Source organism: Amycolatopsis sp. NPDC000009 (assembly GCF_055563465.1).
This window is the reverse complement of record NZ_JBVHDI010000010.1, coordinates 100,572-124,403: the sequence shown is the minus strand read 5'-3', so window position 1 is coordinate 124,403 and position 23,832 is coordinate 100,572. Positions and strand designations below refer to the sequence as shown.

At 70.1% G+C, this 23,832-nt stretch carries 27 protein-coding genes; 15 read left to right on the top strand and 12 right to left on the bottom strand.

What is annotated here, in order from left to right; all coding sequences use genetic code 11:
• Positions 1-33 precede the first annotated feature (33 nt).
• A complete protein-coding gene (locus tag ACZ3HL_RS25455; RefSeq protein ID WP_465417023.1) occupies positions 34-939 on the top strand; it encodes a glucosyl-3-phosphoglycerate synthase in 906 nt (301 codons plus the stop codon).
• On the opposite strand, the gene cydC is transcribed toward ACZ3HL_RS25455, so the two are convergent.
• Genes cydC through ACZ3HL_RS25435 form a run of 4 tightly spaced genes read right to left on the bottom strand, consistent with a single transcriptional unit; the run spans position 925 to position 6,218 of the window.
• On the bottom strand, positions 925-2,478 hold the full coding sequence (gene cydC / locus ACZ3HL_RS25450) for a thiol reductant ABC exporter subunit CydC (RefSeq protein WP_465534177.1): 1,554 nt from the start codon (positions 2,476-2,478) through the stop codon (positions 925-927). The two genes, ACZ3HL_RS25455 and cydC, sit on opposite strands and share 15 nt — an antisense overlap.
• Complete coding sequence (gene cydD, locus ACZ3HL_RS25445; RefSeq protein WP_465534175.1) at positions 2,475-4,034, bottom strand: thiol reductant ABC exporter subunit CydD; 1,560 nt, start codon at positions 4,032-4,034, stop codon at positions 2,475-2,477. Before cydD ends, cydC begins: the two co-directional genes overlap by 4 nt.
• Positions 4,035-4,043: 9 nt before the next feature.
• Complete coding sequence (locus ACZ3HL_RS25440) at positions 4,044-5,036, bottom strand: cytochrome d ubiquinol oxidase subunit II (protein ID WP_465534173.1); 993 nt, start codon at positions 5,034-5,036, stop codon at positions 4,044-4,046.
• A 3-nt stretch (positions 5,037-5,039) separates the two neighbouring features.
• Complete coding sequence (locus ACZ3HL_RS25435; RefSeq protein ID WP_465534171.1) at positions 5,040-6,218, bottom strand: cytochrome ubiquinol oxidase subunit I; 1,179 nt, start codon at positions 6,216-6,218, stop codon at positions 5,040-5,042.
• Between the two features lie 140 nt (positions 6,219-6,358).
• On the opposite strand from ACZ3HL_RS25435, the gene ACZ3HL_RS25430 reads away from it, so the two are divergent.
• From ACZ3HL_RS25430 to ACZ3HL_RS25400, 7 genes are read left to right on the top strand one after another with little or no spacing between them, the layout of a single operon-like run.
• On the top strand, positions 6,359-6,676 hold the full coding sequence (locus ACZ3HL_RS25430; protein WP_360095741.1) for a helix-turn-helix transcriptional regulator: 318 nt from the start codon (positions 6,359-6,361) through the stop codon (positions 6,674-6,676).
• Between the two features lie 43 nt (positions 6,677-6,719).
• Positions 6,720-7,385 (top strand): permease prefix domain 1-containing protein, encoded by a 666-nt coding sequence (locus ACZ3HL_RS25425; protein WP_465534169.1) that lies wholly within the window; start codon positions 6,720-6,722, stop codon positions 7,383-7,385.
• Positions 7,382-8,032 (top strand): permease prefix domain 1-containing protein, encoded by a 651-nt coding sequence (locus tag ACZ3HL_RS25420; protein WP_465417010.1) that lies wholly within the window; start codon positions 7,382-7,384, stop codon positions 8,030-8,032. The genes ACZ3HL_RS25425 and ACZ3HL_RS25420 overlap by 4 nt, the downstream gene beginning before the upstream one ends.
• Positions 8,029-8,700, top strand: a complete 672-nt coding sequence (locus ACZ3HL_RS25415; protein WP_465534167.1) for a permease prefix domain 1-containing protein — start codon at positions 8,029-8,031, stop codon at positions 8,698-8,700. The genes ACZ3HL_RS25420 and ACZ3HL_RS25415 overlap by 4 nt, the downstream gene beginning before the upstream one ends.
• Complete coding sequence (locus ACZ3HL_RS25410) at positions 8,697-8,999, top strand: DivIVA domain-containing protein (protein ID WP_039917099.1); 303 nt, start codon at positions 8,697-8,699, stop codon at positions 8,997-8,999. Before ACZ3HL_RS25415 ends, ACZ3HL_RS25410 begins: the two co-directional genes overlap by 4 nt.
• Positions 8,996-9,445, top strand: coding sequence for an SRPBCC family protein (locus ACZ3HL_RS25405; RefSeq protein WP_034324054.1), 450 nt, complete (start codon positions 8,996-8,998; stop codon positions 9,443-9,445). Before ACZ3HL_RS25410 ends, ACZ3HL_RS25405 begins: the two co-directional genes overlap by 4 nt.
• Positions 9,438-10,010: a DNA-3-methyladenine glycosylase I gene (locus tag ACZ3HL_RS25400; RefSeq protein ID WP_465534165.1), complete on the top strand. Its 573-nt coding sequence runs from the start codon at positions 9,438-9,440 to the stop codon at positions 10,008-10,010. The genes ACZ3HL_RS25405 and ACZ3HL_RS25400 overlap by 8 nt, the downstream gene beginning before the upstream one ends.
• Before the next feature lie 42 nt (positions 10,011-10,052).
• Here ACZ3HL_RS25400 and ACZ3HL_RS25395 read toward each other — a convergent pair whose 3' ends face one another.
• Positions 10,053-10,847 (bottom strand): enoyl-CoA hydratase/isomerase family protein, encoded by a 795-nt coding sequence (locus ACZ3HL_RS25395; protein WP_126736366.1) that lies wholly within the window; start codon positions 10,845-10,847, stop codon positions 10,053-10,055.
• 195 nt (positions 10,848-11,042) lie between these two features.
• On the opposite strand from ACZ3HL_RS25395, the gene ACZ3HL_RS25390 reads away from it, so the two are divergent.
• Positions 11,043-11,210, top strand: a complete 168-nt coding sequence (locus tag ACZ3HL_RS25390; protein WP_005155393.1) for a DUF3117 domain-containing protein — start codon at positions 11,043-11,045, stop codon at positions 11,208-11,210.
• A gap of 90 nt (positions 11,211-11,300) precedes the next feature.
• Positions 11,301-12,755 carry a leucyl aminopeptidase family protein gene (locus ACZ3HL_RS25385; protein WP_465534163.1) on the top strand — a complete coding sequence of 485 codons (1,455 nt, stop codon included), beginning with the start codon at positions 11,301-11,303 and terminating at the stop codon, positions 12,753-12,755.
• 119 nt (positions 12,756-12,874) lie between these two features.
• Here the strand turns inward: ACZ3HL_RS25385 and ACZ3HL_RS25380 are convergent, their stop codons facing one another.
• Positions 12,875-13,486: a phosphatase PAP2 family protein gene (locus ACZ3HL_RS25380; protein WP_465534161.1), complete on the bottom strand. Its 612-nt coding sequence runs from the start codon at positions 13,484-13,486 to the stop codon at positions 12,875-12,877.
• 69 nt (positions 13,487-13,555) lie between these two features.
• Positions 13,556-14,440: a LysR family transcriptional regulator gene (locus tag ACZ3HL_RS25375; RefSeq protein WP_465534159.1), complete on the bottom strand. Its 885-nt coding sequence runs from the start codon at positions 14,438-14,440 to the stop codon at positions 13,556-13,558.
• 105 nt (positions 14,441-14,545) lie between these two features.
• Between ACZ3HL_RS25375 and ACZ3HL_RS25370 the strand changes: the two genes are divergently transcribed.
• A complete protein-coding gene (locus tag ACZ3HL_RS25370) occupies positions 14,546-15,781 on the top strand; it encodes an MFS transporter (protein WP_465534435.1) in 1,236 nt (411 codons plus the stop codon).
• A 23-nt stretch (positions 15,782-15,804) separates the two neighbouring features.
• Here ACZ3HL_RS25370 and ACZ3HL_RS25365 read toward each other — a convergent pair whose 3' ends face one another.
• A complete protein-coding gene (locus tag ACZ3HL_RS25365) occupies positions 15,805-16,455 on the bottom strand; it encodes an O-methyltransferase (protein ID WP_192746594.1) in 651 nt (216 codons plus the stop codon).
• A 199-nt stretch (positions 16,456-16,654) separates the two neighbouring features.
• On the opposite strand from ACZ3HL_RS25365, the gene sigE reads away from it, so the two are divergent.
• Together sigE and ACZ3HL_RS25355 are read left to right on the top strand one after the other, a co-directional pair.
• Entirely contained in the window at positions 16,655-17,254 is a 600-nt protein-coding gene (gene sigE, locus ACZ3HL_RS25360; RefSeq protein WP_016331450.1) for an RNA polymerase sigma factor SigE, read from the top strand.
• Entirely contained in the window at positions 17,251-17,928 is a 678-nt protein-coding gene (locus ACZ3HL_RS25355) for an anti-sigma factor family protein (protein ID WP_465534157.1), read from the top strand. The genes sigE and ACZ3HL_RS25355 overlap by 4 nt, the downstream gene beginning before the upstream one ends.
• 9 nt (positions 17,929-17,937) lie before the next feature.
• Here ACZ3HL_RS25355 and ACZ3HL_RS25350 read toward each other — a convergent pair whose 3' ends face one another.
• Positions 17,938-18,591, bottom strand: coding sequence for an LppU/SCO3897 family protein (locus ACZ3HL_RS25350; RefSeq protein WP_465534155.1), 654 nt, complete (start codon positions 18,589-18,591; stop codon positions 17,938-17,940).
• Between the two features lie 161 nt (positions 18,592-18,752).
• Here ACZ3HL_RS25350 and ACZ3HL_RS25345 point away from each other — a divergent pair, with 161 nt between their 5' ends.
• Positions 18,753-20,294 carry a S1C family serine protease gene (locus tag ACZ3HL_RS25345; RefSeq protein WP_465416992.1) on the top strand — a complete coding sequence of 514 codons (1,542 nt, stop codon included), beginning with the start codon at positions 18,753-18,755 and terminating at the stop codon, positions 20,292-20,294.
• 56 nt (positions 20,295-20,350) lie between these two features.
• Positions 20,351-20,770: a Sec-independent protein translocase protein TatB gene (tatB, locus tag ACZ3HL_RS25340; RefSeq protein ID WP_465416990.1), complete on the top strand. Its 420-nt coding sequence runs from the start codon at positions 20,351-20,353 to the stop codon at positions 20,768-20,770.
• 89 nt (positions 20,771-20,859) lie between these two features.
• Here tatB and ACZ3HL_RS25335 read toward each other — a convergent pair whose 3' ends face one another.
• The 3 genes from ACZ3HL_RS25335 to ACZ3HL_RS25325 are packed head-to-tail and all read right to left on the bottom strand — an operon-like array spanning position 20,860 to position 23,815.
• Positions 20,860-22,005: an Mrp/NBP35 family ATP-binding protein gene (locus ACZ3HL_RS25335; protein WP_340684453.1), complete on the bottom strand. Its 1,146-nt coding sequence runs from the start codon at positions 22,003-22,005 to the stop codon at positions 20,860-20,862.
• Positions 22,006-22,014: 9 nt separating this feature from the next.
• On the bottom strand, positions 22,015-22,524 hold the full coding sequence (locus tag ACZ3HL_RS25330) for a DUF1003 domain-containing protein (RefSeq protein ID WP_457957937.1): 510 nt from the start codon (positions 22,522-22,524) through the stop codon (positions 22,015-22,017).
• A complete protein-coding gene (locus ACZ3HL_RS25325) occupies positions 22,517-23,815 on the bottom strand; it encodes a magnesium transporter MgtE N-terminal domain-containing protein (protein WP_465416987.1) in 1,299 nt (432 codons plus the stop codon). Before ACZ3HL_RS25325 ends, ACZ3HL_RS25330 begins: the two co-directional genes overlap by 8 nt.
• Between the last annotated feature and the right edge of the window lie 17 nt (positions 23,816-23,832).

Below are 23,832 nucleotides of genomic sequence, written 5' to 3'. Positions count from 1 at the left end.
GTGTCGGACTCCAGCATGGCACGATCACTACTCATGAGTTGGTTCGAGCGGCGTACGTGGCAGAACCCCGGCTGGACGGTCGAAGACATCGTCGCCGCGAAGGGTGACCGGACGGTTTCGGTCGTGCTACCGGCACTCGACGAAGAGGACACCGTCGCCGAGGTCGTCGGGACGGTCCGGCCGTTGCTGGGTACGGTCGTCGACGAGCTGGTCGTGATGGACTCGGGGTCCACCGACGCCACCGCCGAACTCGCCGCCCGCGCCGGCGCGCGCGTGGTGCACCGAGAGGACGTGCTCCCCGACCTGCCGCCGGTGCCGGGCAAGGGCGAGGTGCTGTGGCGGTCGCTGGCCGCGACGACCGGTGACGTCGTCGTGTTCCTCGACTCCGATCTCGTCGATCCGGATCCGGCGTTCGTGCCGACCCTGCTCGGTCCTCTGCTTTGCGAAACCGGCGTCCATCTGGTCAAGGGGTTCTACCGGCGGCCGCTGCGGTTGGAGAGCAGCGGAGGCGGCCGGGTGACCGAGTTGCTGGCGCGACCGGTCCTGTCGGCGCTGCGCCCGTCGCTCTCCGGGCTCATCCAGCCCCTGGGCGGCGAGTACGCCGCGACGCGCGATTTTCTCGAGTCAGTGCCCTTCGCGGCCGGGTACGGCGTCGAGATCGGGCTCATCCTCGACGCCGAAGCGCGCTACGGCCTTGAAGGGCTCGCCCAGGTCAACCTCGGCGTACGCAAGCATCGCAACCGCTCGCTGCTTCAGCTGGGGGTGATGGCGCGCCAGATCCTCGGGACGGCGCTCGCGCGCTGCGGCATCAAGTCCGACGACCCGGCCCAGCTCACCCAGTTCGCGCAAGTAGGTGACGAGTGGCTGCCGGAGGTCGCCGAGGTCTCGGTGAGCGACCGGCCGCCGATGCGGGACGTACGCGGTTTAACCGAGTCGTAGGACCTCGTCGAACCCGGCCACCTGCGACTCGCGATGCGTCACCAGGACGACGGTGCCGCGCGCGGCCGCGAGCACGTCCGCCAGGACGGCGTCGCCGTGCTCGGGATCCAGACCCTCGACAGGTTCGTCCAGCACGAGCACCGGCGGCGCCGAGAGCACTGCTCTCGCCAGGATGAGTCGCTGACGCTGCCCGCCGGACAGCGCGTCGCCGTCGGAGCCGACCTCGCGATCCAGCGGTAGGTCGAACCCGGCCGTTTCGCACGCGGCTAGCAATTCGGCGTCCGAAGAGCCGGGCTTCGCGAGCAGCAGGTTCTCCCGGACCGTCGTGTGGAAGACGTGCGCGTCCGCGAGCGCGCCCGTGATCACCGACGGCAGCAGCGCCGGATCGTAGGTCTCCAGTGGTTTCCCGTTCAGCAGAGCGCGCCCGGACGTCGGCGCCACGGCACCCAGCAGCACGTTCAGCAGCGTCGTCTTCCCGGCCCCGCTCGGCCCCACGATCCCGACGCGTTTGCCCGGCGGGAGGTCGAGGTCGACGCCGTCCAGCGCCGGGGCCCTGCCCTCGAACCGGACGCCGACCCCTTCGAGCCGCAGATGCCCCGGCTCGGGTACCTCGGTGCCGCGCGCGGGCGGCGGTTCCGTCAGCAGCGCGCGCACCCGCTCGGCCGACGCGCGGACCTCGACCCAGCGCTGGGCGGCCGCGGTCAGGGGGAGGACCAGCTCGAACACTGCCAGCGCGCCCAGCGCCAGCGCCGCGGTCAGCGGCGGCGAAACCCCGGCGGTCAGGGCGATCGCGACGCAGGTCAGCAGTTGGACGAGGATCCCGGCCGCCGTCAGCAGGCTCGTGCGGTTGGCTGTCGCGCGGTCCCGCACCGCCAGCGCGTCGACAGCGGCGTGCGCGGCGTCCACAGTGGACTCGTGGACGCCGTAGGCGATCAGCTCGCGTCGCCCGGTGATCAGTTCGACCGATCGTTCGGCGAGATCCGCGCGGGCCGGAGCGCTCTTCTGCGCCGCCGCCCGGGTGATCCGCACGCACAGCCACGGCAGACCGATTCCGGCGACGGCGAGCCCGAGCGCCAGCACGAGCCCGGCGGCCGGGCTGACGATCAGCGCGACCGTCGTCGACATCGCGCCGACGAACGCGGCGACACCGGCGGGCAGCAGGCAGCGGAGGATCGCGTCCTGCACCGCGTCCACATCGGACACCAGCCGGGTGACGAGATCACCGCCCGAATGCCGCGAGACCCGGTGCGGCAGCAGCGACGTGTACACGCGGGTCCGCAAGGCGCCGAGATACCGCAGGACGACCTCGTGCCCGGCGAGCCGTTCCGCGTAGCGCAGCCCGCCACGCAGCAAGGCCAGCGTCCGGACGGCGACGATCGCCACCGTGAGCGACGCGAGCGGCGGCTGCTCGGCCGCCTTCAGCAGCAGCCACGCGGCGGTGGCCATCAACGCCAGCCCGGCGAGCTCCGCCCCGGCCCCGATCAGCCCGGCCCGGGCCAGCCGCACGACATCCTTTGTGGACACTCCCCAGCCGTTCACACCAGTTCCCGTTCTCGTACGGCGCCGTCGTGGACTTCGAGGACGCGGGTGGCCAGCGCGGCCATCGCGGGCCGGTGGGCGACGAGCACCGCGGTCCGGCCGGTGAGCAGTTCGCGGGTCGCGCCGAGCACGGCGGCTTCGGTGCCCGCGTCGAGCCGGGCGGTCGGCTCGTCGAGCAGCGCCAGACCCGCCTCGGTGCGGGCGAGCGCCCTGGCGAGGCCGAGGCGTTGCCGCTGCCCGGCCGAAAGCGGCGCGCCCAGTTCACCGATCCGTGTCCGGTAGCCGTCGGGCAATCCGCGCACGACCTCGTCGAACGCCGCCGCGCGCGCCGCCGCCTGGACGTCCGGCACCTGGCCCATGGCGATGTTCTCCTCGACGGTCCCGGTGAACAACGTCGGCCGTTGCGGCACCCACGCCGTCCCCGCCCGCCACGCGGCCGGATCCAGTTCGCGAAGGTCGACGCCGTCGACGAGGACCCGGCCGGACGTCGGCGTGACGAAACCCAGCAGGACCGCCAGCAGTGTGCTCTTCCCGGAACCGCTGGGCCCGACGAGTGCGACGTGCTCGCCCGCCTCGATCGTCATGTCCACTTCGGACAGTACGGTCTCGTCGCCGTACGCGACGCTCACCTGCTCCAGCACGATCCGCGGCGCACCGCGGCGAGCCACCCGCGAACCCGCGGCTACCTCCTCCGAACGGACGGCGAGCGCCTCCCGCAGCGTGGCGAGCCCTTCCGCGCTGGCGTGGAACTTCGCCCCGGCCGCCCGCAGCGGCAGGTACGCCTCGGGAGCGAGCAGCAGGACCAGCACCGCCGTGTGCACGACCATGCCGCCTTCCAGCAGCCGGAACCCGATCGGCACCGCCACGAGCGCCACCGAGAGCGTCGCCACCAGTTCCAGCACCAGCGCGGACAGGAACGCGACCCGCAGGGTGCGCATCGTCGCGTCGGTGTGCGCGTCCGCCATCGCACGCACCGTCTTCGCCTGCGCCTCCGCGCGGCCGAACACCTTGAGCGTGCCGAGCCCGCGCACGACGTCGAGGAAATGTCCGCCCAGCTTGGAAAGCAGCGACCACTGCTTGGCGGTCTTCGCCAACGCGAGCTGCCCGACCAGGATCGCGAACACCGGGATCAGCGGCAGCGTCGCGAGGATGATCAGCGCCGACGACAGATCCGCGGCGAACAGCCGGACCAGCACCGCGACCGGCACGATCGCCGACAGCACCACCGTCGGCAGATACCCGGTCAGGTAGGCGTCGCTCGCGTCGATGCCTTTGGTCACCAGGGTCGCGACCTTGCCGGGGTTCTCCGCCTCAGCGCCGAGAAGCCGTTTGCGCAGCCCGGATTTGACCGTCGCCGCGAACCGGCCGCCGAGCGAACCCTGGGCGCCCGCGAGCAACGCCCGTACGGCGATGGCGGCCACGAGCGTCCAGGTCACGCCGCCGCCGGTGAGCAGCGTCGCGAGGCCGTCGGCCTGGACGAGGATCGCCGCGGCGGTCAGCGTCCCGAGGACGGCCAGCACGCCGAAATGGCGGCGCAGTCCGGGAAGGGGAGGCATCTCAGGCTCCTAGAAGTGCAGCAGCGAGCGCTGGTCGACGCGGGTGTCGTGCCTGCGCCAGGTCACCCACTGCACGGCGGCGATCGCCACCAGCGCCGGGGGCAGGACGAACGTGAGAAGGCTGAGCATCTCGGGGCTGGTGGCCGCATCCGTCAGGCTCAACGAGAAGCCTCCGTCCACAGAGGACACCAGCGTGTCGGGCAGGCGCAGGGTTCCGACCGCCAGCACCGGCGACGCGGACAACGTCATCGTGGCGACCAGCGCCGCCTTGTGGCGTCCGGCGCGCAGAGCCGCGGCCGCGACGCCCAGCGCGCCGAACGCCAGCACGATCGCGGGCAGCACGGACCACGACACCGTGGTTTCGACGGCACCCCAGGCGACCGCCACGACCAGGAACGCGAGCGCCGGCGCGAGCAGCGCCTTGGCGATCCGGTTCGCGCGGGCGGTGAACTCCGCCGGTGCCCGGACGGCGAGGAAAGCCGCTCCCTGCAGGGCGAACAGCGCGACGAAGCCCGCTCCCCAGAGCAGCGCGTACGGGCTGAACACCGCGAGGACGTCGCCGGTCGGTTTCCCGGCCGAGTCGAGCGGGAGCCCGAGGACGAGGTTGCCGAGGAACACGCCCCAAGACACCGCCGTCACCCAGGCGCCGACGGTGATCGCCAGCGTCCAGGCACCGCGGCCCGCGTCCGGCCGCCTGCTGCGCAGCTGCACCGCCGCGGTGAAGGTGACCAGCCCGAGCAGCAGGGTCACCACCGGGATGTACGCCCCGGCGAACACCTTTCCTTCCAGATGCGGGAAGGCGCCGAACAGGACACCGACCGCGGCCACCAGCCACACCTCGTTGGCCAGGAAGAACGGGCCGAAAGCGCCGAGTACGCGCCGCCGTCCGGCCTCGTCACGCCCGAGCCTGCCGAGCAGCATGCCGACGCCGTAGTCGTAGCCGGCCAGCGCGAAATAGCCCGCGGTCAGGAAACCGAGTACGCACCACCAGAGGATCACCATCGGTCAGACTCCGCTCAGGACGGGAAGTTCGGCACGGGGCGCGGCGGCCTCTTCGCCCACGTCCGGACCGCGTTTGGCGACCCGCGACATCAGCACCCAGTCGGCGATCGCGAGCACCAGGAACAACAGCGTGAAAGCGATGAAGGAGAACAGGATCTGCCCCGCCGGGATCGCCGCGACGGCGTCGGCGGTGGTCAGTTGCCCGCGGATCAGCCACGGCTGGCGGCCGATCTCGCGAACCAGCCAGCCGAGGATCGCCGCGACGAACGGCAGCGGGATGGCCAGCACCATCACGTACAGCAGCGGCCGCACCTTGGTGATCCAGTTCCGGAACAGCAGCAGCGTGCCGAGCATCGAGGCGAGGAACGCGATGAACCCGATCTGGATCATGAAACCCAGCGACGCGCCGACCAGCGGATCAGGCGACTTGAGCTTGTCGGGGTGATACTCGCCCAGCGGACCGAACTGGCCGAAGCCGAAGCCGATCACCAGCGTGCTGCCGGCCAGCGAGGCGAGCACACCGATCCGCATCGAGCGCTGGAAGAACTCGATCTCCTTGGTGCGCTTGATGAAGTGGTACGCGCTGACACCGACCACGAAGAAGCCGCCGGTCATGAGCGCCGCGCTCAGCACGTGCGGCAGCGAGCTCGTCAGCGCCGGGTTGGTGAACAGCGCGCCGAAGTCGTCGAGTTTCAGCACGCCGTTCTCGGCGTGCGTGCCGACCGGGTTCTGCAGGAACGAGTTGGCCACCATGATGAACAGCGCCGAGGCGTACGCGGTCAGCGTGACCAGCCAGATCAGCGCCAGGTGGATCCATTTGTTCAGCCGCCCCCAGCCGAAGATCCACAGCCCAAGGAAGGTCGATTCGGCGAAGAACGCCACCAGCGTCTCGATGGCCAGCGGTGCGCCGAAGACGTCGCCCGCGACCGCGGACAGGCCGGTCCAGGTGAGTCCGAACTGGAATTCCATCACGATTCCGGTGACGATTCCCAGCGCGTAATTGATCACGTAAAGCTTGCCCCAGAAACGAGTCATCCGCGTGAGTTCCGGCTTGCCGCCGAACGCGGAGCGTGTCTGCATCACCGCGACGAGTGTCACGAGCCCCAGTGTGAGCAGCACGAACAGGAAGTGGAACGAGGTCGTCGTCGCGAACTGGAGTCTCGCGATCGGGAGTGCGTCCATGTCGAGGCACTGTATACGTAGGCTGGCTACATGTAGCCGCTAAATCTATGAAATCGGGGTGATCTCGGGGACATTCCCTGAGGCCGGTCCGGGAAAGTCCCGGCTACCCTGGTATGCGGCGATGTGTAGACTGTCTATCTATGAAGGCCGACAGCCTGCGCGGGCACCTCGACGCGCTGCTCCTCGCCGTCCTCGACGGCCGGAAGCTGCACGGGTACGCCATCATCGAGGCGCTCCAGCTCCGCAGTGACGGCGCGCTCGACCTGCCGACGGGCACCGTCTACCCGGCGCTTCGCCGCTTGGAGCGCGCCGGATTCCTCGCCAGCGAATGGGACGTCGTGTCCGGCCGTAAACGTCGTACGTACAAGCTCACGCGCTCAGGGCAGAAGGCGCTGGCCGCGGAACGGGCGGAGTGGCAGGAGTTCACGAGTGTGATCGGCGGTGTACTGCTCCAATGAGCCCTCGCCGGGAAAGAGAAGCTCGAGCTTGGGGGAGCACGGCATGAGCGCGATCGAGGCCTATATCGGCGATCTGGACGCCCGGTTGCGCGGGCCGTCGTCGGCGAAGACCGATCTGCTCACCGAGGCCAGGGACGGTCTGGTCGACGCGGCCGAGGCGTATCGCGAAGGCGGTGTCGACGAGGCGGAAGCGGAACGCCGCGCCGTCGCGGACTTCGGCCCGGCCGCCGTGATCGCGCGTGACTACCAGGCCGAGCTGGCGATGCGCGGCGACATCGGCACCCTGTGGAAGGTGATCGTCGGTGTTCCGCTGATCCAGGTGGTCTGGGAGCTGGCGCGGATCTGGACCTACGGCGACTGGAGCCGATCGGGAAAGCCGAACCCGGAGTGGTACTTGGCCGTCATCGAACTCTTCGGTGTCCTGGTCCTCGTTCCGGCCGTGATCGGAGTCGTGGCGCTCTTCGGGGCCCGGCGGCTGGGACGCAGGCTCGACAGCGTGAGCCTGGGGAAGGTGACGCGGTGGACGGTGGGTGCCGCGGCCGGCACGAACCTGCTGGCGCTGCTGCTGCTCACGGTGAGCACCACGGTCCTCGATCCGTCGAGGATGAACGTGAGCCTCGTGTGCAACATGGTGGCGCTCGGCTGGGTCGCCTTCAGTTTCTGGCTGCTCGCGCCGGCTTTCCGGTCCCGGCCCGCGCTCACCGCATGAACGCGATCGAGGCCTACATCGGCGATCTGGACGCACGCTTGCGCGGGCCGTCTTCGGTGAAGACCGATCTGCTCACCGAGGCCAGGGACGGTCTGATCGACGCCGCCGAGGCCTATCGCGAGGGTGGTACCGACGAGGCGGAGGCCGAACGCCGTGCCGTCGCCGACTTCGGCCCGGCCGAGCTGATCGCCCGCGACTATCAGGCGGAACTGGGACTGCGGCGCGACATCCGTGTCCTGTGGGAGCTGATCGTGGGTGTCCCGCTGCTGATCCTCGGGTGGGATCTCGCGCGGGTTTTCGGTGATTGGTCGGGTTTCGGTGACTCGCCGTCCTGGTACCACCGCGCGATCGGCACGGCCGACACGCTGGCGGTGCTGTCCCCGGCCGTCGCGGTCGCCGGGCTGCTCGCGGCACGGCTGCTCTCGCGGCGCGAGGGTGGCCCGCTCGCCGCTCGCGCGGTCTCGTGGTCGCTGGCCGGGGCGGTGGGGCTGAACCTGCTCGCGGTCGCGACGTACGGCGGCGCGACCGGGCTGCTGGAACCCGCCCGCATGCTCGTCAGCGTGCCGTGCGCGGTCATGTCCGGAACCTGGATCCTGTTCAGCATGCGGCTCACGGTCGCCGCGCGGAGTCGGAGAGCCACGGCATGACGGTGATCGAGGCGTACCTGGGGGAGCTGCGCGCGCGGCTGGACGGCCCGGCGTCGGCGAAGCGGGATCTGTTGCGTGAGGCACGGGACGGGCTCAACGACGCCGCGGACGCGTATCGCGACGGCGGCTGGAGCGAACACGAGGCGCAGCGGCGCGCCGTCGAAGACTTCGGGCCGGTGCAGCTGATCGCGCGGGACTATCAAGCCGAACTCGGGATGCACAGCGGCACCCGCACCCTGTGGAAGCTGATCCTCGGCGTGCCGATGATGCAGCTCGCCTGGGAGTTCGCCCGGAAATGGACCTTCGGCGAGTGGTCGCAGCTCGCGCCGACGCCGGGTTGGTACAAGTACATCGCCCAGTTCACCCACGGTTCGGTCTTCATCGTGCCGGTGCTGGGCGTGATCGCCCTCGTCTCCATGCGCTGGCTCTCCCGGCGGCTGGACGGTGCCCGGCTGGTCAAGACCGCCGGCGTGCTGATCGGCGAGGCCGTCGGCCTGAACCTGCTTTCGGTGGCGCTGCTGGTGATCGCCACCGGGGTGATCGACGCGTCGAGGCTGTTCCTGTCGGTGCCGTGCGGGATCCTCATGGTGCTCTGGGTCGTGCTCAGCGTGCGACTCGCCTTGCTGGCGCGACGATCGTGGCGTTCGTGTGCCACGATCGTCGCGTGACGACCGCCCTGATCTATCTCGTAGTCATGCTGCTGGTGGCCGCGGTGGTGTTCCTGCTGGCCGCCGTGGTGTTCGGCCGGGGCGAGGAGCTGGCCCCGCTGCCGCCCGGCAGCTCGCCGACCAGGCTGCCCGCCGAGGACATCACCGCCGAGGACGTCCACGCCGTCCGCTACCAGATGGTGCTGCGCGGCTACAAGATGTCCGAAGTGGACTGGGTGATGCGGCGGCTCGGCGTCGAGATCGAGGAGCTGCGCGCCAAGGTGGCCGAACTGGAGGCCGAGCGCGAGGGCGCCAGGTGACCGATGTCGTCGTCTCCGTCGACGTCGCGGTACCGGCCGGGACGGCTTGGCTCGCCCTGACCGATTGGGAACGCCAGGGCGAATGGATGCTCGGCACCGAGGTCGAGGTCGTCGAAGGCAACGGGCGCAGCGTGGGTTCGAAACTGTCGGCGTTCACCGGCGTGGCCGGGATCGGGTTCACCGACACCATGGAGATCACCGGCTGGGAACCGCCGCTGCGCTGTGTCGTGCGGCATACCGGCAAGATCGTGCAGGGCACCGGGGTGTTCCAGGTGATCGAGAAGGGGCCGCACGCGTCGACGTTCGTCTGGGCGGAGCATCTGCGGCCGCCGTTCGGCGTCGTCGGGCGGCTCGGCTGGCCGGTCGCGAAGCCGGGCTTCGAACTGGGGCTGCGGCTGTGCCTGCAGAGATTCGTGAAATACGCGGAGGGGTACCGGGTTGGCTGAGGCGGGTCTGCTGGGCGCGGACGGGATCAAGCGGTGTTCGTGGGGCAACTCGGCCCCGGACTACGCCGAGTACCACGACACCGAATGGGGTTTCCCGCTCCACGGCGACGAGGAACTGTACGAACGACTGTGCCTGGAGTCGTTCCAGTCCGGGCTTTCGTGGATCACGATCCTGCGGAAACGCGAGTCGTTCCGGAAGGCGTTCGCCGGATTCGTGCCGGAGAAGGTCGCCGTCTTCACCGACGACGACGTCGCTCGTCTCATGGACGACGCGTCGATCGTGCGGAACCGGGCCAAGATCCTGGCGGCGATCAACAACGCGCGGGCGATCGAAGAACTCGACGGTTCGCTGGACGACCTGCTGTGGTCGTTCGCGCCTTCCTCGCACACCCGGCCACGGCGGATGGCCGACGTCCCGGCGATCACCGACGAGTCGAAGGCGATGGCGAAGGCACTCAAGAAACGCGGCTTCGTGTTCCTCGGGCCGACGACCTGTTACGCGCTGATGCAGGCGACGGGGATGGTCGACGACCACGTGAAGGACTGCTTCCGGGCCGGCTCGTGAGTGGTTAGGACGGTTAGAACCGTCCTAACCACTCACGAGGGGTTACTTGCCCTGGAAGTTCGGCTTGCGCTTGCCGACGAAGGCCTCGACGGCCTCGGTGTGGTCGGCGGTCGCGCCGAGCGCGGTCTGGGCCTCGTCCTCGGCCGCCAGCGCGGTTTCGAGGGACGACTCGGCGGCGACCGACAGGACGTTCTTGATCTTCGCGTACGCGACCGTCGGCCCGGCCGCGAGCTTCGCGGCGACCTTCTGCGCGCGGGCGGCCAGTTCCTCGTCCGGGACGACCTCGCTGACCAGGCCCAGCGTCAGCGCTTCGGCCGAGTCGACCGTGCGCGCCAGCAGCATCAGCTCGGCAGCGCGGCCGAGACCGATCAGCCGCTGCAGCGTCCACGACGCGCCGGAATCCGGGCCGAGGCCGACGTTCGCGAACGCCATCAGGAAGTTCGCCGACGTCGCGGCGATCCGGAGGTCGCTCGCGTACGCGAAGGCCGCGCCCGCGCCGGCCGCCGGGCCGTTGACCGCCGCGATGACCGGCTTCGGCATCCCGACGATCGTCTTGACGATCGGGTTGTAGTGCTCCTTGACCGTGTGTAGCGGCGCGGGGTCACCCGCCTGCAGCAGCCCGACGTGCTCTTTCAGGTCCTGCCCGGCGCAGAACGCCTTGCCCGAACCGGTCAGCACGACCGCGCGGACGCTGTCGTCGGCCGCGGCCTCGGTCAGGCCCGCCAGCAGCAGTTCCTTGAGTTCGACGGTCAGCGAGTTGTACGCCTGCGGCCGGTTCAGCGTGAAGGTGCGCACGCCGTCGGCGTCGGCGGTCAGCAGAACGTCGGATGTGGTCACGGGATCTCCTAGTCGGCGAAACTGCGGTCGATACAGAGTCTTTCAGCCTCGCGAGCCGCATACCAGCACCGATACGGCGGCAAAAGATCGGTCCGCGTTCGCGCTCGGCCGCTGATGAGGGACAATGGACAGTAGACCCGGCTGGCTTTGACGAGCGCGACCCGGGCGCGCCGGTTGAGACGGAGGGAGCACGCTATGGCGGCCATGAAGCCCCGGACCGGAGATGGTCCCCTCGAAGTGACTAAGGAGGGGCGGGGCCTCGTGATGCGCGTACCACTCGAAGGTGGTGGGCGTCTCGTCGTCGAACTCTCCGCGGAAGAAGCGAAGGATCTCGGCGCGGCCTTGCAGGAGGTCACCGGCTGAGCCGGACCGCACCAACGTTCAACCATCCGCACCCCGGTCTCCCTTCGGAGGCCGGGGTCGCGGTTCATCTGCGCCCGGAGGTCGCTCACTGTGCGTAACCCGCTACCCCCCGTTCCGGGGAAGCTGCTCGAACTCGAAGTCTCGGACGACCTCAGGCGCGGTACGCCGCTGGCCACGCTGATCGCCGCGCCGTCCGAAGAGGACGGTGACGCCGGACTCGCGGAGATCGGCGGCGTGCGGCCCACCGGCAAGGCCGGCGACGTGCAGACCGTGCCGGCCGGCGGCGTCCGCTGGCTGGCGGGTGTCGGCGACGGTGAGCCGAAGCAGTACCGCAAGGCCGGTGCCGCCCTGGTCCGCGCCGTTTCGTCGGCGCTGGAGGAAGACGTCAAGGCGGGCCAGAAGGCGTTCCGCGCCTTCGCCGTCGAGCTGCCCGAAGACGCGGGCGCCGAGCACGTCGAGGAACTCGCGTTCGGGCTGCTGCTCGGCGGTTACCGGTTCACGGTGACGGCCGAGGAGCCGAAGCCTTCGCTGCGGGCCGTGCGCTTGATCACACGTCACGAGGACGCTTTGGAGCGGGTCCGCGAACTCGCCGCGGCCGCCGCGTTCGCGCGCGACCTGGCGAACACGCCGTCGAACGTCAAGACCCCGGCCTGGCTCGCCGACACGGCCGCCCGGGTCGCCGGCGGCATCCCGAACCTGACCGTGACGGCACGGGACGAGAAGTGGCTGGCGGAGCAGGGCTTCGGCGGTGTTCTCGCCGTCGGTGGCGGCTCGGCAGCGCCGCCGCGGCTGATCGAACTCGAGTACCGGCCGCGCGGGGCGACGACGCATCTGCTGCTCGTCGGCAAGGGCATCACCTTCGACACCGGTGGCCTTTCGATCAAACCGGCCGACGGTATGCACCTCATGCGCACCGACATGGCGGGTGGCGCGGCGATCATCGCCGCGGTCCGCGCGATCGCGGCGCTGCGCCTGCCGGTCAAGGTGACCGGCCTGGTGCCCGCCGCCGAGAACCACGTGTCCGGTTCGTCGTACCGGCCCGGTGACATCGTCCGGCACTACGGCGGCAAGACCACCGAGGTGGGCAACACCGACGCCGAGGGCCGCATGGTCCTGGCCGACGCGCTCGTCTACGGCATCAAGAAGCACAAGCCGGACGCGGTGATCGACGCGGCGACCCTGACCGGGGCCATGAAGGTCTCGCTCGGTGTCCGCACCGGCGGCGTCTTCGCCACCGAAGACGCGCTCGCGGAGCGGGTCACGAAGGCGGGCGAGCGGGTCGGCGAGGCGTGGTGGCGGATGCCGCTGCTGGAGGACCTGGCCGAGACCGTGCAGGGCTCGCTCGGTGACGTCCGGCAGGCGCCGGGTGGCCCCGGTGGCATCGTCGCGGCACTGTTCCTGCGGGAGTTCGTCGGCGACGTGCCGTGGGCGCATCTCGACATCGCCGGCCCCGCGCGGGCCGACAAGACCTACGCCGACGTCGTGCCCGGGGCCACCGGTTTCGCGGCGCGGACGCTGGTCGAGCTGGTCGCCTCGTACGCCTGACCTGGGGGGGCAAGGCCCGGTGGCACGTTGCGAAAGCCACTTTCGCAACGTTGAAGGTTGCGAAAGTGGCTTTCGCAACGTCGGCCGAGCGGTCGACCCAGGGCGTCCGACGGATTCGCCTACCTGCGGGGAGGGAGCAAGGGACCTTTGCTACCACCCCGCAGGTCGACCCTGGGCATGGGCTGGGTCGGCGCGTCCCCGGCATGGGCGGTGAGCCTGCGGGCGATGCCGGTCGCGGGACCGGTCAGATACCGGAACACGAGCCACGCCGTGACGGAGCCGAGGACGAGTCCGGCGAGCACGTCGTGCGGATAATGCGCGCCGACGAAGACCCGCGAGAAGCCCATCAGCACCGCACCCGGGAGCACCCACGGCGCCAGCCGCCGCCAAGTGAGTGCCAGGCCGACGGCGGCCGCCGCGCCGATCGTGGAGTGGTTGCTCGGGAAGGACCAGTCGCCGATCGGTGGGCAGTCGACGAGCGTGACCAGGTTCCGGCACGGCCGGTCCTCCTGGATCACGCTCTTCAGGCCCTCGCTGATCAGGTACGCGATCGCGGTCGCGGCGGGCGGTAGCAGCGCCACAGCGATCCGGACGGGCGAAGTGCGCGCCCGCCACAACAGCCAGGCGAATAGCGCCGCGAAGGCGAGCAGTCCCGCTTCCGTGAACAGGATCCCCGTCGCCTGAAGCCAGCTCGGGCTCTCCCCCGCCAGCTCCACGATGTCGTCGTACATTCACCCGAAGTTAGCGAAAACGACGCGCCCGGGGGGTGGACGAACGGCAGGGATCGACCCTGACGATCGTCACCAGGGCTGCGCGCGGACCTGCTCCCGGAACCGCGTGACGGCGGGCGGCAGGACCACATCGCGACGCCAGGCCAGCCCGATGGTCCGGCCGACCGGCGGCACCAGCGGGACTTCGACGACCCCCGCCGGGCTGCCCGGTTCGAAACGGGGGAGCAGCGCGACACCCAGCCCGGCCGCGACCAGCCCGCGGACGGTGTCGGATTCCTGGCCCTCGAAGGCGATCTTCGGCTCGAAGCCGGCCGCGGCGCACAGACCGTCGGTGATGGTGCGAAGGCCGTAGCCGGTTTCGAGGAGCACGAATTCCTCGTCCTCGAGGTCTTCGATGGCGGCGCTTGGGCGGTCCGCGAGGCGGTGCGACGTCGGAACGGACAGGAAGATCTCCTGCTCGGTGAGTACGGCGGTGTCGAGCAGCGGATCGTCGACGGGCGCGGGTGCGAGCAGCGCGAGATCGAGTTCGCCGCTGGTCAGCCTGTCGACCATGTCCTGGCGTGACCCCTGGACCAGGGTGAACCGGACCCCGGGATGGTCCGCGCGATAACCGCGGAGCAACGTGGGGACCAGCGACCTGCCGAGCAGGTGCAGGAAGCCGAGGACGACGTGCCCGGATTCGGGGTCGACCTCTTCGCGGGCTTGGCGGACTCCGGTGTCGACGGCGGCGAGGGCGCGTTCGGCGGCATCGGCCAGCAGCTCGGCGGCCCGGGTGAGCCGGATGCCGCGGCCGTCGGGGACCGTGAGCGGGGCGCCGAGGGCCTCGCCGAGCGCCGAGATCCGGCGGCTTACCGTGGGCTGGGGGACACCGAGCAGCTCGGCCGCGCGTGTGACGTTCGTCGTGCGGCGGAGTGCGGTGAGCAGAGCGAGCTGGGGGGCTAGCTGGGCGGTCATCCTTTCATTCAGCACGGTATCGATTGTGGCAGGTGGCCGTATTAGACGTATCGTTTAGCCAGGCTTAGCTTCGGGACCGTGTCTGGCACCGGAACCACCCGCCGCGTGACGATCGCCGTGGCCGCGGCCGGGATCTCCTCGTTCGCGCTGCTCTACGCGCCGCAGCCGGTGCTGCCGCAGCTGGCCGAGCAGTATCACCTCGACCCCGGTGGCGCTTCGCTCGCGGTGAGTGTCGCGACCGGCGCGCTCGCGATCGCCGTCCTGCCCATCGCGGCGCTCTCCGAGGTCGTGGGACGGCGCCCGGTGATCATCGCTTCGGTGGTCGCGTCGGTCGTGTTCGGTTTCCTGCTGCCACTGGCGCCCAGCTATCCGGCGCTGATCGTGCTCCGGGCGCTGCAGGGGGTCGCGATCGCGGGATTCCCCGGGGTGGCCGCCGCCTACCTCGCGGAACGGCTCGGCAAGGCCGGGCTCGCGGCGGCGGTGGGCGCGATGATCGCCGGGAACACCATCGGCGGCATGATCGGACGGCTCGCGGCCGGGTTCACGGCCGGACCGTTCGGGTATCACGGCGCGCTGATCGTGGTCGCGGGGATCGGGCTGGTCTGCACGGTGGTCACGGTGCTGGCCCTGCCGCCGGGGGAGCAAGGGACCTTTGCTACCACTTTCGCGGATCGCCGCAGGTCAGAGCGGTTACGCGAGCTGGGCAGGGCGGTGCTGGCCGGGCTCGGCGCGGCGGTGCGGAAGCCGGTCCTGCTGGTCCAGTACGCGGTCGCGCTGCTGGCCATGGGCTCGTTCGTCGCGCTGTACAACGCCGCCGGATTCCGGCTGACCGGCGAGCCGCTGAACCTCTCGCCCGCGATCGCGTCGCTCGTTTTCCTCGCCTACGCGATGGGCTCGGTTTCGTCGGCGACGGCGGGCAAACTCGTCGGCCGGTTCGGCCGCCGCCGGGCGCTCGCCGGTGCCCTGGTGCTCACGATCGCCGGCGCCGCGCTGACGCTGTCCGACTCGTTGCCCATGGTCGTCGCCGGGTTCGTGGTGCTGACCGGCGCGTTCTTCGCCGCGCACGCCGTCGCCAACGGCTGGGCCGCCGCGGAGGCGCCCGAGAACGCCCGAGGCCAGGTGGGCGGGCTCTACACGCTTTCGTACTACCTCGGCAGCAGCGTCGGCGGCGCCGTCGGCGCGACCGTCTACGGGCACGCGGGCTGGACCTGGCTGATCGTGCTCACCGGCGCCTGGCTCGCCTTGGCCGCGGTGGCCGTGGTCGCGGTGGTCCCCAAGTCCGTGAAGGCCTCCTTGAGGGACTCTGGGGCCCTCAAGGAGGCCTTCACGGAACGGGTCTGAAAAGCGGTAGCAAAGGTCCCTTGCTACGCGATCGCGGCGACCAGCAGCCCGCCGCCCACCGGCAACAGCGCCGGGACCAGCCGCTCGTCCTCGCGGAAGGCCCGCGCGACCTCCCGCAGCGCGAGCGTGTCCGGATCGCGTCGTGAGGGATCGGTCACCCTGGTCCCCGAGACGTTGTGGAACGCCAGTATCCCGCCGGGTCGCAGCAGCGAGACGGCCTTCTCGTAGCAACTCGGGTACTCGACCGGAGCCGAATCGACGAACACCAGGTCGTAGCCGCCGGGGGTGAGCCGGGGGAGGACGTCGAGCGCGCGCCCCATGATCAGGCGGGTCCGTCCCGGCGCGTAGCCTGCCTCGCGGAACGCCGCCCGCGCCGCCCGGTGGTACTCCGGTTCGATGTCGATCGAGGTGAGGATCCCGTCGTCGACCATGCCGCCGAGCAGGCACAACCCGCTCACCCCGGCCCCGGTCCCGACCTCGACGACGGCCTTCGCCCGCAGCGTCGTGGCGAGAAATCGCAGAGTCGCACCCGCGCCCGCGCTCAGCGGACCGCATCCCAGGTCGGCCGAGCGCGCCCGCGCGGCGGCCAGTACCTCGTCGTCGGGGACGTAGCCGTCGACGAGGTCGGCGTCGGCGGCCTCGGCGGGCGAGCCCGCATGCGTCCCGGAATTCACACGCGGAGGTTAGCGCTGCCTATCGTCAAAAGAGCGAAGACTCCCTGGTACCGACTTCTCAGCCTCCTCTCAGTCCAGTCTCACTAGAAACATAAGCAGGCCGGACAGACTGGTCCTCGACAACGGGAACACCGTGCTCATCGCCCGCGTTGGGTGGAGTAGTTGGGAGAAGACGCTGATGGAGGTGCCTACTTCCCCGATGCAGGAAACGATGCAGGACCAGCACGCGGACCAGGTCACGCCGGTGACGGTGGACGAGGCCGCATGGACGCCGCCCTCGTGGGACGAGGTCGTGCGTGAACACGCCGACCGCGTGTACCGGCTGGCATACCGCCTGACCGGTAACGCCCACGACGCCGAGGATCTGACGCAGGAGACCTTCATCCGGGTCTTCCGCTCCCTCGCGTCCTACAAGCCCGGCACGTTCGAAGGCTGGCTGCACCGCATCACCACGAACCTCTTCCTCGACATGGCCCGCCGCCGCTCGCGCGTGCGGATGGAAGGCCTCCCCGAGGACACCGACCGCATCGTCGGTGACGACCCGAGCCCCGAGCAGGTCTACTCGGACACGCATCTCGACCCGGACTTGCAGGCCGCGCTCGACGAGTTGCCGCCCGAGTTCCGTGCCGCGGTCGTGCTGTGCGACGTCGAAGGCCTCTCGTACGAGGAGATCGGCGCCACCCTCGGTGTCAAGCTCGGCACCGTGCGCAGCCGGATCCACCGCGGGCGCCAGGCTCTTCGCGCTTCTTTAGAGCGCCGTCGCGCCGCGGCGCAGGAGTCTGCGAAGGTGGGGGTATGACCGCACCGCGAGGTTGGGGGCTCCCCGAGTCGCATCTGCTTCCGGACGCCATCGTCGCCTTCGTCGACGGCGAGCTGTCCCTCGGCGCCCAGGACAGGGCCTCGGCGCATATCGCCCGCTGCCAGGCGTGCGCGGCCGAGGTGACCGCGCAGCGCCAGGCCGTCGCGGCCGTGAAGCAGGCGGGAGCCCCGTCGATGTCGGCGGGTTTCCTGGCCAGCCTGTGCTCCATCCCGCAGAACACCGAACTTCCCGGCACACCGGACAACCTGGCGATGACCGCCGACGGTCAGCTGGTGGCCATCCAGCGGCCCGACCGGGTCGCCGGCCTTCGCGACACCGGGGTTTTGGGCGGTACCGCGCCGTTGGGATCAACGACGCCGCTGGGCCAGTCGCCGAACGTCCTCGGCGCCGGGCGGGTCGGCCTCGCCCGGCGGAAGTACGCGCAGGGCGCCGGAGTGGTCGTTTCGGGCCTGGTGCTGAGCGCGCTGGCCCTCGTCGCCACCTCGGGTGACGGCACCGACGAACGGCCGAACACCGGCTTGACCCCGCCGCAAGGCGTCAACGCCGGGCTGCTGCCCGCGCAGCTGGGCGGCGGCGCCCAGCCGGAGCCGCCGCGCAGCACCACGCCGAGCCCGAGCACGTCCAGCGTGCCCATGCCGGTGTCCGCCCGCTGAGCAGCTTCGTCAGGGTTTGACGAAGCAGATCGTCGCGCTCTTGAAATTCGAAGTCCCGTAGCTGGCGTAGGAGATGACGTCCGCGGTGCCCTCCGCGCACGGGCTGTTCACGATGCTCATCTGAGGAAAGACCTCACTGATCCTCAGCCGCGCCGAGCCGCAGTCCTTCAACGGCGGCGGCGTCTTGGTCTCGATGTCGTCGAAACACAAGCCGACCTTGGCGTTGATCGCCAGGCACAGGGCGACGCCGTCCCCGCGCGCCCCCCTTGGGACGGCGTACTTGTAGAAACCGTCCTTGCAGTCCCACTCGCCCTTGTCGACGCCGGTGAGGCTCACCGCGTAGGGCGCTTGCGGTGAATCGCACGGCGTCTTGACCGCGTCGGCCTCCTTGCCGGATCCGGTCAGCACGACACAATCGCCCTCGGTGAGCGCCTTGGCCTGCTTCTCCGGCCCGGCGGCCGCCTTCATCACGAAGATGAAGCCGACCCCGCCACCGACCACGACGAGCGCGGCGACGAGCAGCAGCACTTTCACCTTGGTGGACAGACCCTTCTTCTTGGGCGGCTGCTGCGGCCAGCCCTGCTGTTGAGGCCACTGCTGTTGTGGCCATTGCTGGTGAGGGACGTTCTGGGGCGGAAAAGGAGCCCCCGGGTTCTCCGACATGCCCGTTAGACTGCCAGACGTGAGACATGGTTGCCTCAAGTGTCACATTTCTCGCCGGGTTCGGGGAATCAACGCGCACTTCACCGTGGTCACGGCAGAATCCCGGGTGAGGCTTGGCGTACTCTCGCGTCCGGCCAACCTGATCTCAGCCCCGGGGAATGATGACCGAGCAGCCGAACGCGAATCCGCAGCAGCCTGGTGACCCGGCGGGGGATCGGCTGGCACCGCGCCCGCTGGCCAGGCCCGCCGTCGATCCGGCGCAGGCGGCCACGTTCGGCAGGCCGCGCGGTGTCGACGGTGCCTTCGACAAGCTGTACCAGCCCGGAACCAACGGGCAGTCCGCGCCGGGCCTGAACCTCGCACCCCCGACGCCGGAGTCGCTCGCCGAAGCCTTCCGCCGCCCGCCGGGCGCCGAAGGTGTCGTGCTGGAGCGGCCGAACGGGACCAACGGCTCCGAACCGTCCGCGAACGGCGCCGAAGGCCCGCTGTGGACCACGACCTCGGATCCCTGGCGCGACCCGTCGTCCGGCGCGGTGCTCGCCGGGCCCGCCGTGCACCAGGACTCGGAAGAGGAGAAGGACGCGAAGCGCCCGCAAGGTGCGCTGCTGAGCCTTCCGGAGGTCCTTTTCGGGCGGCGTGTGCAGACGAAGGCGCTGGCGATGCTCGCCGCGGTCGCGGTGGTCATCGGCGCCGCCGGCGGGCTGATCGGCTGGTGGTTCGCCGACACCGGAACCGAACTGACCGGACAGGCCAGCATTTCCGAAGCCGACGCGGCCAAGGAACGCCCAGCCGGCTCGATCGCGGACATCGCCCATCGGGTGGCACCCGCCGTCGTCTCGCTCGAGGTGTTCAAACCCGGCGCCGACGCGGGCCAGCAGGGCTCCGGTGTCGTCATCGACACCCAGGGCTACGTGCTCACGAACGAACACGTGATCTCCGCCGCGACGGCCGACGCGGCCACCAAGGTCACCGCCGTGTTCTTCGACGGCAGGCGCGTCGAGGCGAAGGTCGTCGGCGCCGACCCCAAAACCGACCTCGCCGTGGTCAAGGTCGACGTCAAGAACCTGACCGCGCTGCAGGTCGGGAAGTCCTCCGAACTCGCCGTCGGCGACTCGGTGATCGCCGTCGGTTCGCCGCTGGCGCTGCAGAACTCGGTCACCGCGGGCATCGTGAGCGCGCTCAACCGCCCGGTGACCGCAGGTGGCGACGGCGGCAGCGCGCCGGTGATCTACGAGGCCATCCAGACGGACGCCGCCATCAACCACGGCAACTCGGGCGGCGCGCTCGTCGACGCGACCGGAGCCCTGGTCGGGATCAACTCCGCGATCCGCTCGTCCAGCGCCGAAGGCGGCAGCATCGGCATCGGGTTCGCCATCCCCAGTGACTACGCGGTGAAGATCGCGAAAACACTGATCAAGGACGGCAAGGTCGTCCACCCCGACATCGGCATCAACGCTTCGTCGACCGTCGCGGGCTCCAGCACCATGGGCGCACAGGTCCGCAACGTCGCCCCTGGTGGCCCCGCGGCCTCCGCCGGGATCAAAGAAGGCGACGTCATCACGGAGGTCGGCGGACGGCTCGTGCGCGACTCGGCGGAACTGCTCGTCGCGGTCCGCGCCCGCGAAGTCGGCGAAGTGGTCCCTGTCCGCCTTGTCCGGGATGGGTCTTCTCTCGTCGTGGACGTGAAACTGGCCTCGGACTAGCGGGTTCGGGCCGGGTACCCTGAACGGGGAAGACGCCGAGGCGGAGGTTCACACGGGTGTTCGAGAGTGTCGGCTGGGGAGAGATCCTCATCATCGTCGTCGCGGGTCTTTTCATCCTCGGTCCGGAACGGCTGCCCGAAGCGGCGTCCTGGGTGGCGAAGAGCGTCCGCAAGGTCCGCGACTTCGCGACCGGGGCCAAGACGCAGCTGCGCGAGGAGATGGGCCCGGAGTTCGATCAGCTGCGCAAGCCGCTGGAGGACCTGAGGGGCCTGCGGAACTTCGACCCGAAGCGGGTCGTCACCCAGCACCTGTTCGACGGCGACTCGGATCCACTGGGGATCAACAACATCAACGGCACCAATGGCGCCAACGGGACCAACGGCGCCGCCAAGCCCAACGGCCACCCGGCGACCGCTTCGCAGCCGGAGCCGCTGAAGCCGGGCGAGCGCCCTCCCGTCGACCCGGACGCCACCTGACGACCACCCCACGCATTTAGTCCTCTGGATGCGGTCCTTGCACACGCAAGTACCGCATCCAGAGGACTAAATGCGTAAGAACGGGGTGCTCAGCGGCCCGCGGGAGTGACGTTCAGCATCATCCCGGCCAGCCCGCGCGCCCGGACGGTCAGCTTCTTCGCCGCCTCCTTGAGCACGAGCGACGCCGGCGCGTCCGGCTCGGCCAGCACGATCGGCGTCCCGGCGTCGCCGTTGGAGACCACTCGCGGGTCCATCGGGACCTGCCCGAGCAGCGGCACGGTCGATCCGACCGACTTCGACAGCGAGTCCGCGACGGACTGCCCGCCGCCGGAGCCGAAGATCTCCATCTTCTGGCCGTCGGGCGTCTCCAGCCACGACATGTTCTCGATGACCCCGGCCACCCGCTGCCGCGTCTGGAGCGCGATCGCGCCCGCACGCTCGGCCACTTCGGCGGCCGCCTGCTGCGGGGTGGTGACGACCAGGATCTCCGCGTTCGGGATGAGCTGCGCCACCGAGATCGCGATGTCGCCGGTGCCCGGCGGCAGGTCCAGCAGCAGGATGTCGAGGTCGCCCCAGAACACGTCGGCGAGGAACTGCTGCAGCGCGCGGTGCAGCATCGGCCCGCGCCACACCACGGGGGTGTTGCCCGGGGTGAACATGCCGATCGAGATGACCTTCACGCCGTGCGCCTGCGGCGGCATGATCATGGTGTCGACCTTGGTCGGCTTCTCCCGCGCGCCGAGCATCCGCGGCACCGAGTGCCCGTAGATGTCCGCGTCCACCACACCGACGGAAAGCCCGCGTTCGGCCATGGCGGCCGCGAGGTTCACCGTCACCGAGGACTTGCCGACGCCGCCCTTGCCGGACGCGACGCAGTAGACCCGCGTCAGCGAACCAGGCTGCGCGAACGGGATCACCGGCTCGGCGGCATCACCGCGCAGCGATTTTCGCAGCTCCGTGCGTTGCTCGTCGCTCATGACGTCGAGTTCGACCCGGACGTCGCTGACGCCGGGGAGCTTCTTGACGGCTTCGGTGGTGTCGTTGGTCAGCGTCGCCTTCAGCGGGCAGCCGGCGACCGTCAGGTAGATCCCGACGGTGACCACACCGTCCGAGCCGACCTCCACGTCCTTGACCATGCCGAGTTCGGTGATCGGTTTCTTGATCTCCGGGTCGTACACGGCCTTCAGCGCGGTGCGGACATCGTCGACGCTGGGGAGTTGCTGCGTACTGGTCACAGGTCCATGTTACGTACCGGTAGGCGTGCGGTCGGGTTTGGCCTTGCGCGGCTTGGCGTCAAGATCCTCGCGGAGCCGGTCGAGTTCGCCCCGCAGGAAGTCCCGCGTGGCGACCTCGCCGAGCGCGATCCGCAGCGACGCCAGCTCCCGCGCGAGGTATTCGGTGTCGGCCTTGGTCTGCGCGGCGCGGTTCCGGTCCTCCTCCAGCGAGACGCGGTCGCGGTCGTCCTGCCGGTTCTGCGCCAGCAGGATGAGCGGCGCGGCGTACGCGGCCTGTGTCGAGAACGCCAGGTTCAGCAGGATGAACGGGTACGGGTCCCACCGCAGCGAGACCGCGACCAGGTTCAGCACGATCCAGATGATGACGATCAGCGTCTGCCAGAACAGGTACTTGCCGGTGCCGAGGAACCGCGCGATCCGTTCGGTGAACCGGCCGAAGGAATCGGGGTCGATGTTCAGCCTGAACCGGCTCTGGCCGCGGGGCTGGTCCAGCCGCCGCCCGGGCAAAAGTTCAGGCACGTTCGGCCTCCTCGGTGATCTCGCCGGTGATGTCGTGCAGCCCGGTCTCGCGCCAGTCCTCCGGGAGCAGGTGGTCGAGCACGTCGTCGACGGTGACCGCGCCGAGCAGGTGGTCTTCGGCGTCCACCACCGGGCCGCAGGTGAGGTTGTAGGCGGCGAAGTACCGCGTGACCTCGGACAACGAAGCGTCCGGCTTCAGCGCGGGCAGCTGGGTGTCGACGGCGCTGGCCACCATCTCGGCGGGTGGTTCGCGCAGCAGCCGCTGGAAGTGGACGACACCGACGAAGCGCCCGGTCGGCGTCTCGGTCGGTGGACGGCAGACGAACACCATGCTCGCCAGCGCCACCGGCAGGTCCGCGTTCCGGATGTGCGCGAGCGCCTCGGCGACCGTGGCGTCCGGCGTCAGCACCACCGGCTCGGGCGTCATCAACCCGCCCGCGGTGTCGGAGGAGTACTTCAGCAGCCGCTTCACCGGTGCCGACTCCTCGGGTTCCATCAGTTCCAGGAACCGGTTCTGCTCGGCGGGTGCCAGCTCGGCCAGCAGGTCGGCGGCGTCGTCGGGGTCCATCGCTTCGAGGATGTCGGCGGCGCGTTCCTCGGCGAGGTAGGACAGCAGTTCCTTCTGATCGTCTTCGGGAAGCTCCTCGATGACGTCGGCCAGGTGCTCGTCGTCCATCGCGTCGGCGACCTCGTGCCGTCGTTTGAGCGGCAGGTCGCGGACCGTGGCGGCGACGTCGGCCGCGCGCATGGTGTCGAACAGCATCAGCAGCTGCGCCGCGCCCTGGGTCTGGCCGGTCAGGTCGGTGAGCCCGAGCCCGGACACCTCCGCCCACGGCAGCACCTGCATCGGCGAACGCCGTCTGCCGAGGCCGAGCCTGCTCGACCGTTCCCGGATCGCGAGTTTCGCGAGCACCCAGTCCCGCGTGCGCGTCGGCTCCATGCCGGCGTCGACGACGGTGACCCGCGTGTCCGAGCCGGCGAGGGTGGCGTGCGCGTCGAACAGCTGCCCGACCACCAGCACCTCGTTGGGCCGCTGATGGAACCGCCGCATGTTCACCGATCCGGTGGCGAGCGTGACCGCGCTGGGTTCGATCGAGGTCACGCGCAACATCGGCACGAACACGCGGCGCCTCGTCGTCAGCTCGACCACGATGCCCAGGATCCGCGGCGGTTGCTGGTCCAGGCGCAGGCCCGCCACGAGGTCCCGCACCTTGCCGATCGATTCGCCATCGGGACCGAAAACCGGCAAACCGGCCAGCTGAGCTGCGAATACCCTGTTCACGGCTGCCATGCCCGAAGGTTATCCGC

Excerpts from the sequence above, each read along its gene's own strand:
- ACZ3HL_RS25455 (WP_465417023.1), top strand. The coding sequence starts at position 34 with ATGAGTTGGTTCGAGCGGCGTACGTGGCAGAACCCCGGCTGGACGGTC.
- cydD (WP_465534175.1), bottom strand. The coding sequence starts at position 4,034 with ATGCCTCCCCTTCCCGGACTGCGCCGCCATTTCGGCGTGCTGGCCGTC.
- ACZ3HL_RS25440 (WP_465534173.1), bottom strand. The coding sequence starts at position 5,036 with ATGGTGATCCTCTGGTGGTGCGTACTCGGTTTCCTGACCGCGGGCTAT.
- ACZ3HL_RS25435 (WP_465534171.1), bottom strand. The coding sequence starts at position 6,218 with ATGGACGCACTCCCGATCGCGAGACTCCAGTTCGCGACGACGACCTCG.
- ACZ3HL_RS25430 (WP_360095741.1), top strand. The coding sequence starts at position 6,359 with ATGAAGGCCGACAGCCTGCGCGGGCACCTCGACGCGCTGCTCCTCGCC.
- ACZ3HL_RS25425 (WP_465534169.1), top strand. The coding sequence starts at position 6,720 with ATGAGCGCGATCGAGGCCTATATCGGCGATCTGGACGCCCGGTTGCGC.
- ACZ3HL_RS25420 (WP_465417010.1), top strand. The coding sequence starts at position 7,382 with ATGAACGCGATCGAGGCCTACATCGGCGATCTGGACGCACGCTTGCGC.
- ACZ3HL_RS25415 (WP_465534167.1), top strand. The coding sequence starts at position 8,029 with ATGACGGTGATCGAGGCGTACCTGGGGGAGCTGCGCGCGCGGCTGGAC.
- ACZ3HL_RS25390 (WP_005155393.1), top strand. The coding sequence starts at position 11,043 with ATGGCGGCCATGAAGCCCCGGACCGGAGATGGTCCCCTCGAAGTGACT.
- ACZ3HL_RS25380 (WP_465534161.1), bottom strand. The coding sequence starts at position 13,486 with ATGTACGACGACATCGTGGAGCTGGCGGGGGAGAGCCCGAGCTGGCTT.
- ACZ3HL_RS25375 (WP_465534159.1), bottom strand. The coding sequence starts at position 14,440 with ATGACCGCCCAGCTAGCCCCCCAGCTCGCTCTGCTCACCGCACTCCGC.
- sigE (WP_016331450.1), top strand. The coding sequence starts at position 16,655 with ATGCAGGAAACGATGCAGGACCAGCACGCGGACCAGGTCACGCCGGTG.
- ACZ3HL_RS25355 (WP_465534157.1), top strand. The coding sequence starts at position 17,251 with ATGACCGCACCGCGAGGTTGGGGGCTCCCCGAGTCGCATCTGCTTCCG.
- ACZ3HL_RS25350 (WP_465534155.1), bottom strand. The coding sequence starts at position 18,591 with ATGTCGGAGAACCCGGGGGCTCCTTTTCCGCCCCAGAACGTCCCTCAC.
- ACZ3HL_RS25345 (WP_465416992.1), top strand. The coding sequence starts at position 18,753 with ATGACCGAGCAGCCGAACGCGAATCCGCAGCAGCCTGGTGACCCGGCG.
- ACZ3HL_RS25325 (WP_465416987.1), bottom strand. The coding sequence starts at position 23,815 with ATGGCAGCCGTGAACAGGGTATTCGCAGCTCAGCTGGCCGGTTTGCCG.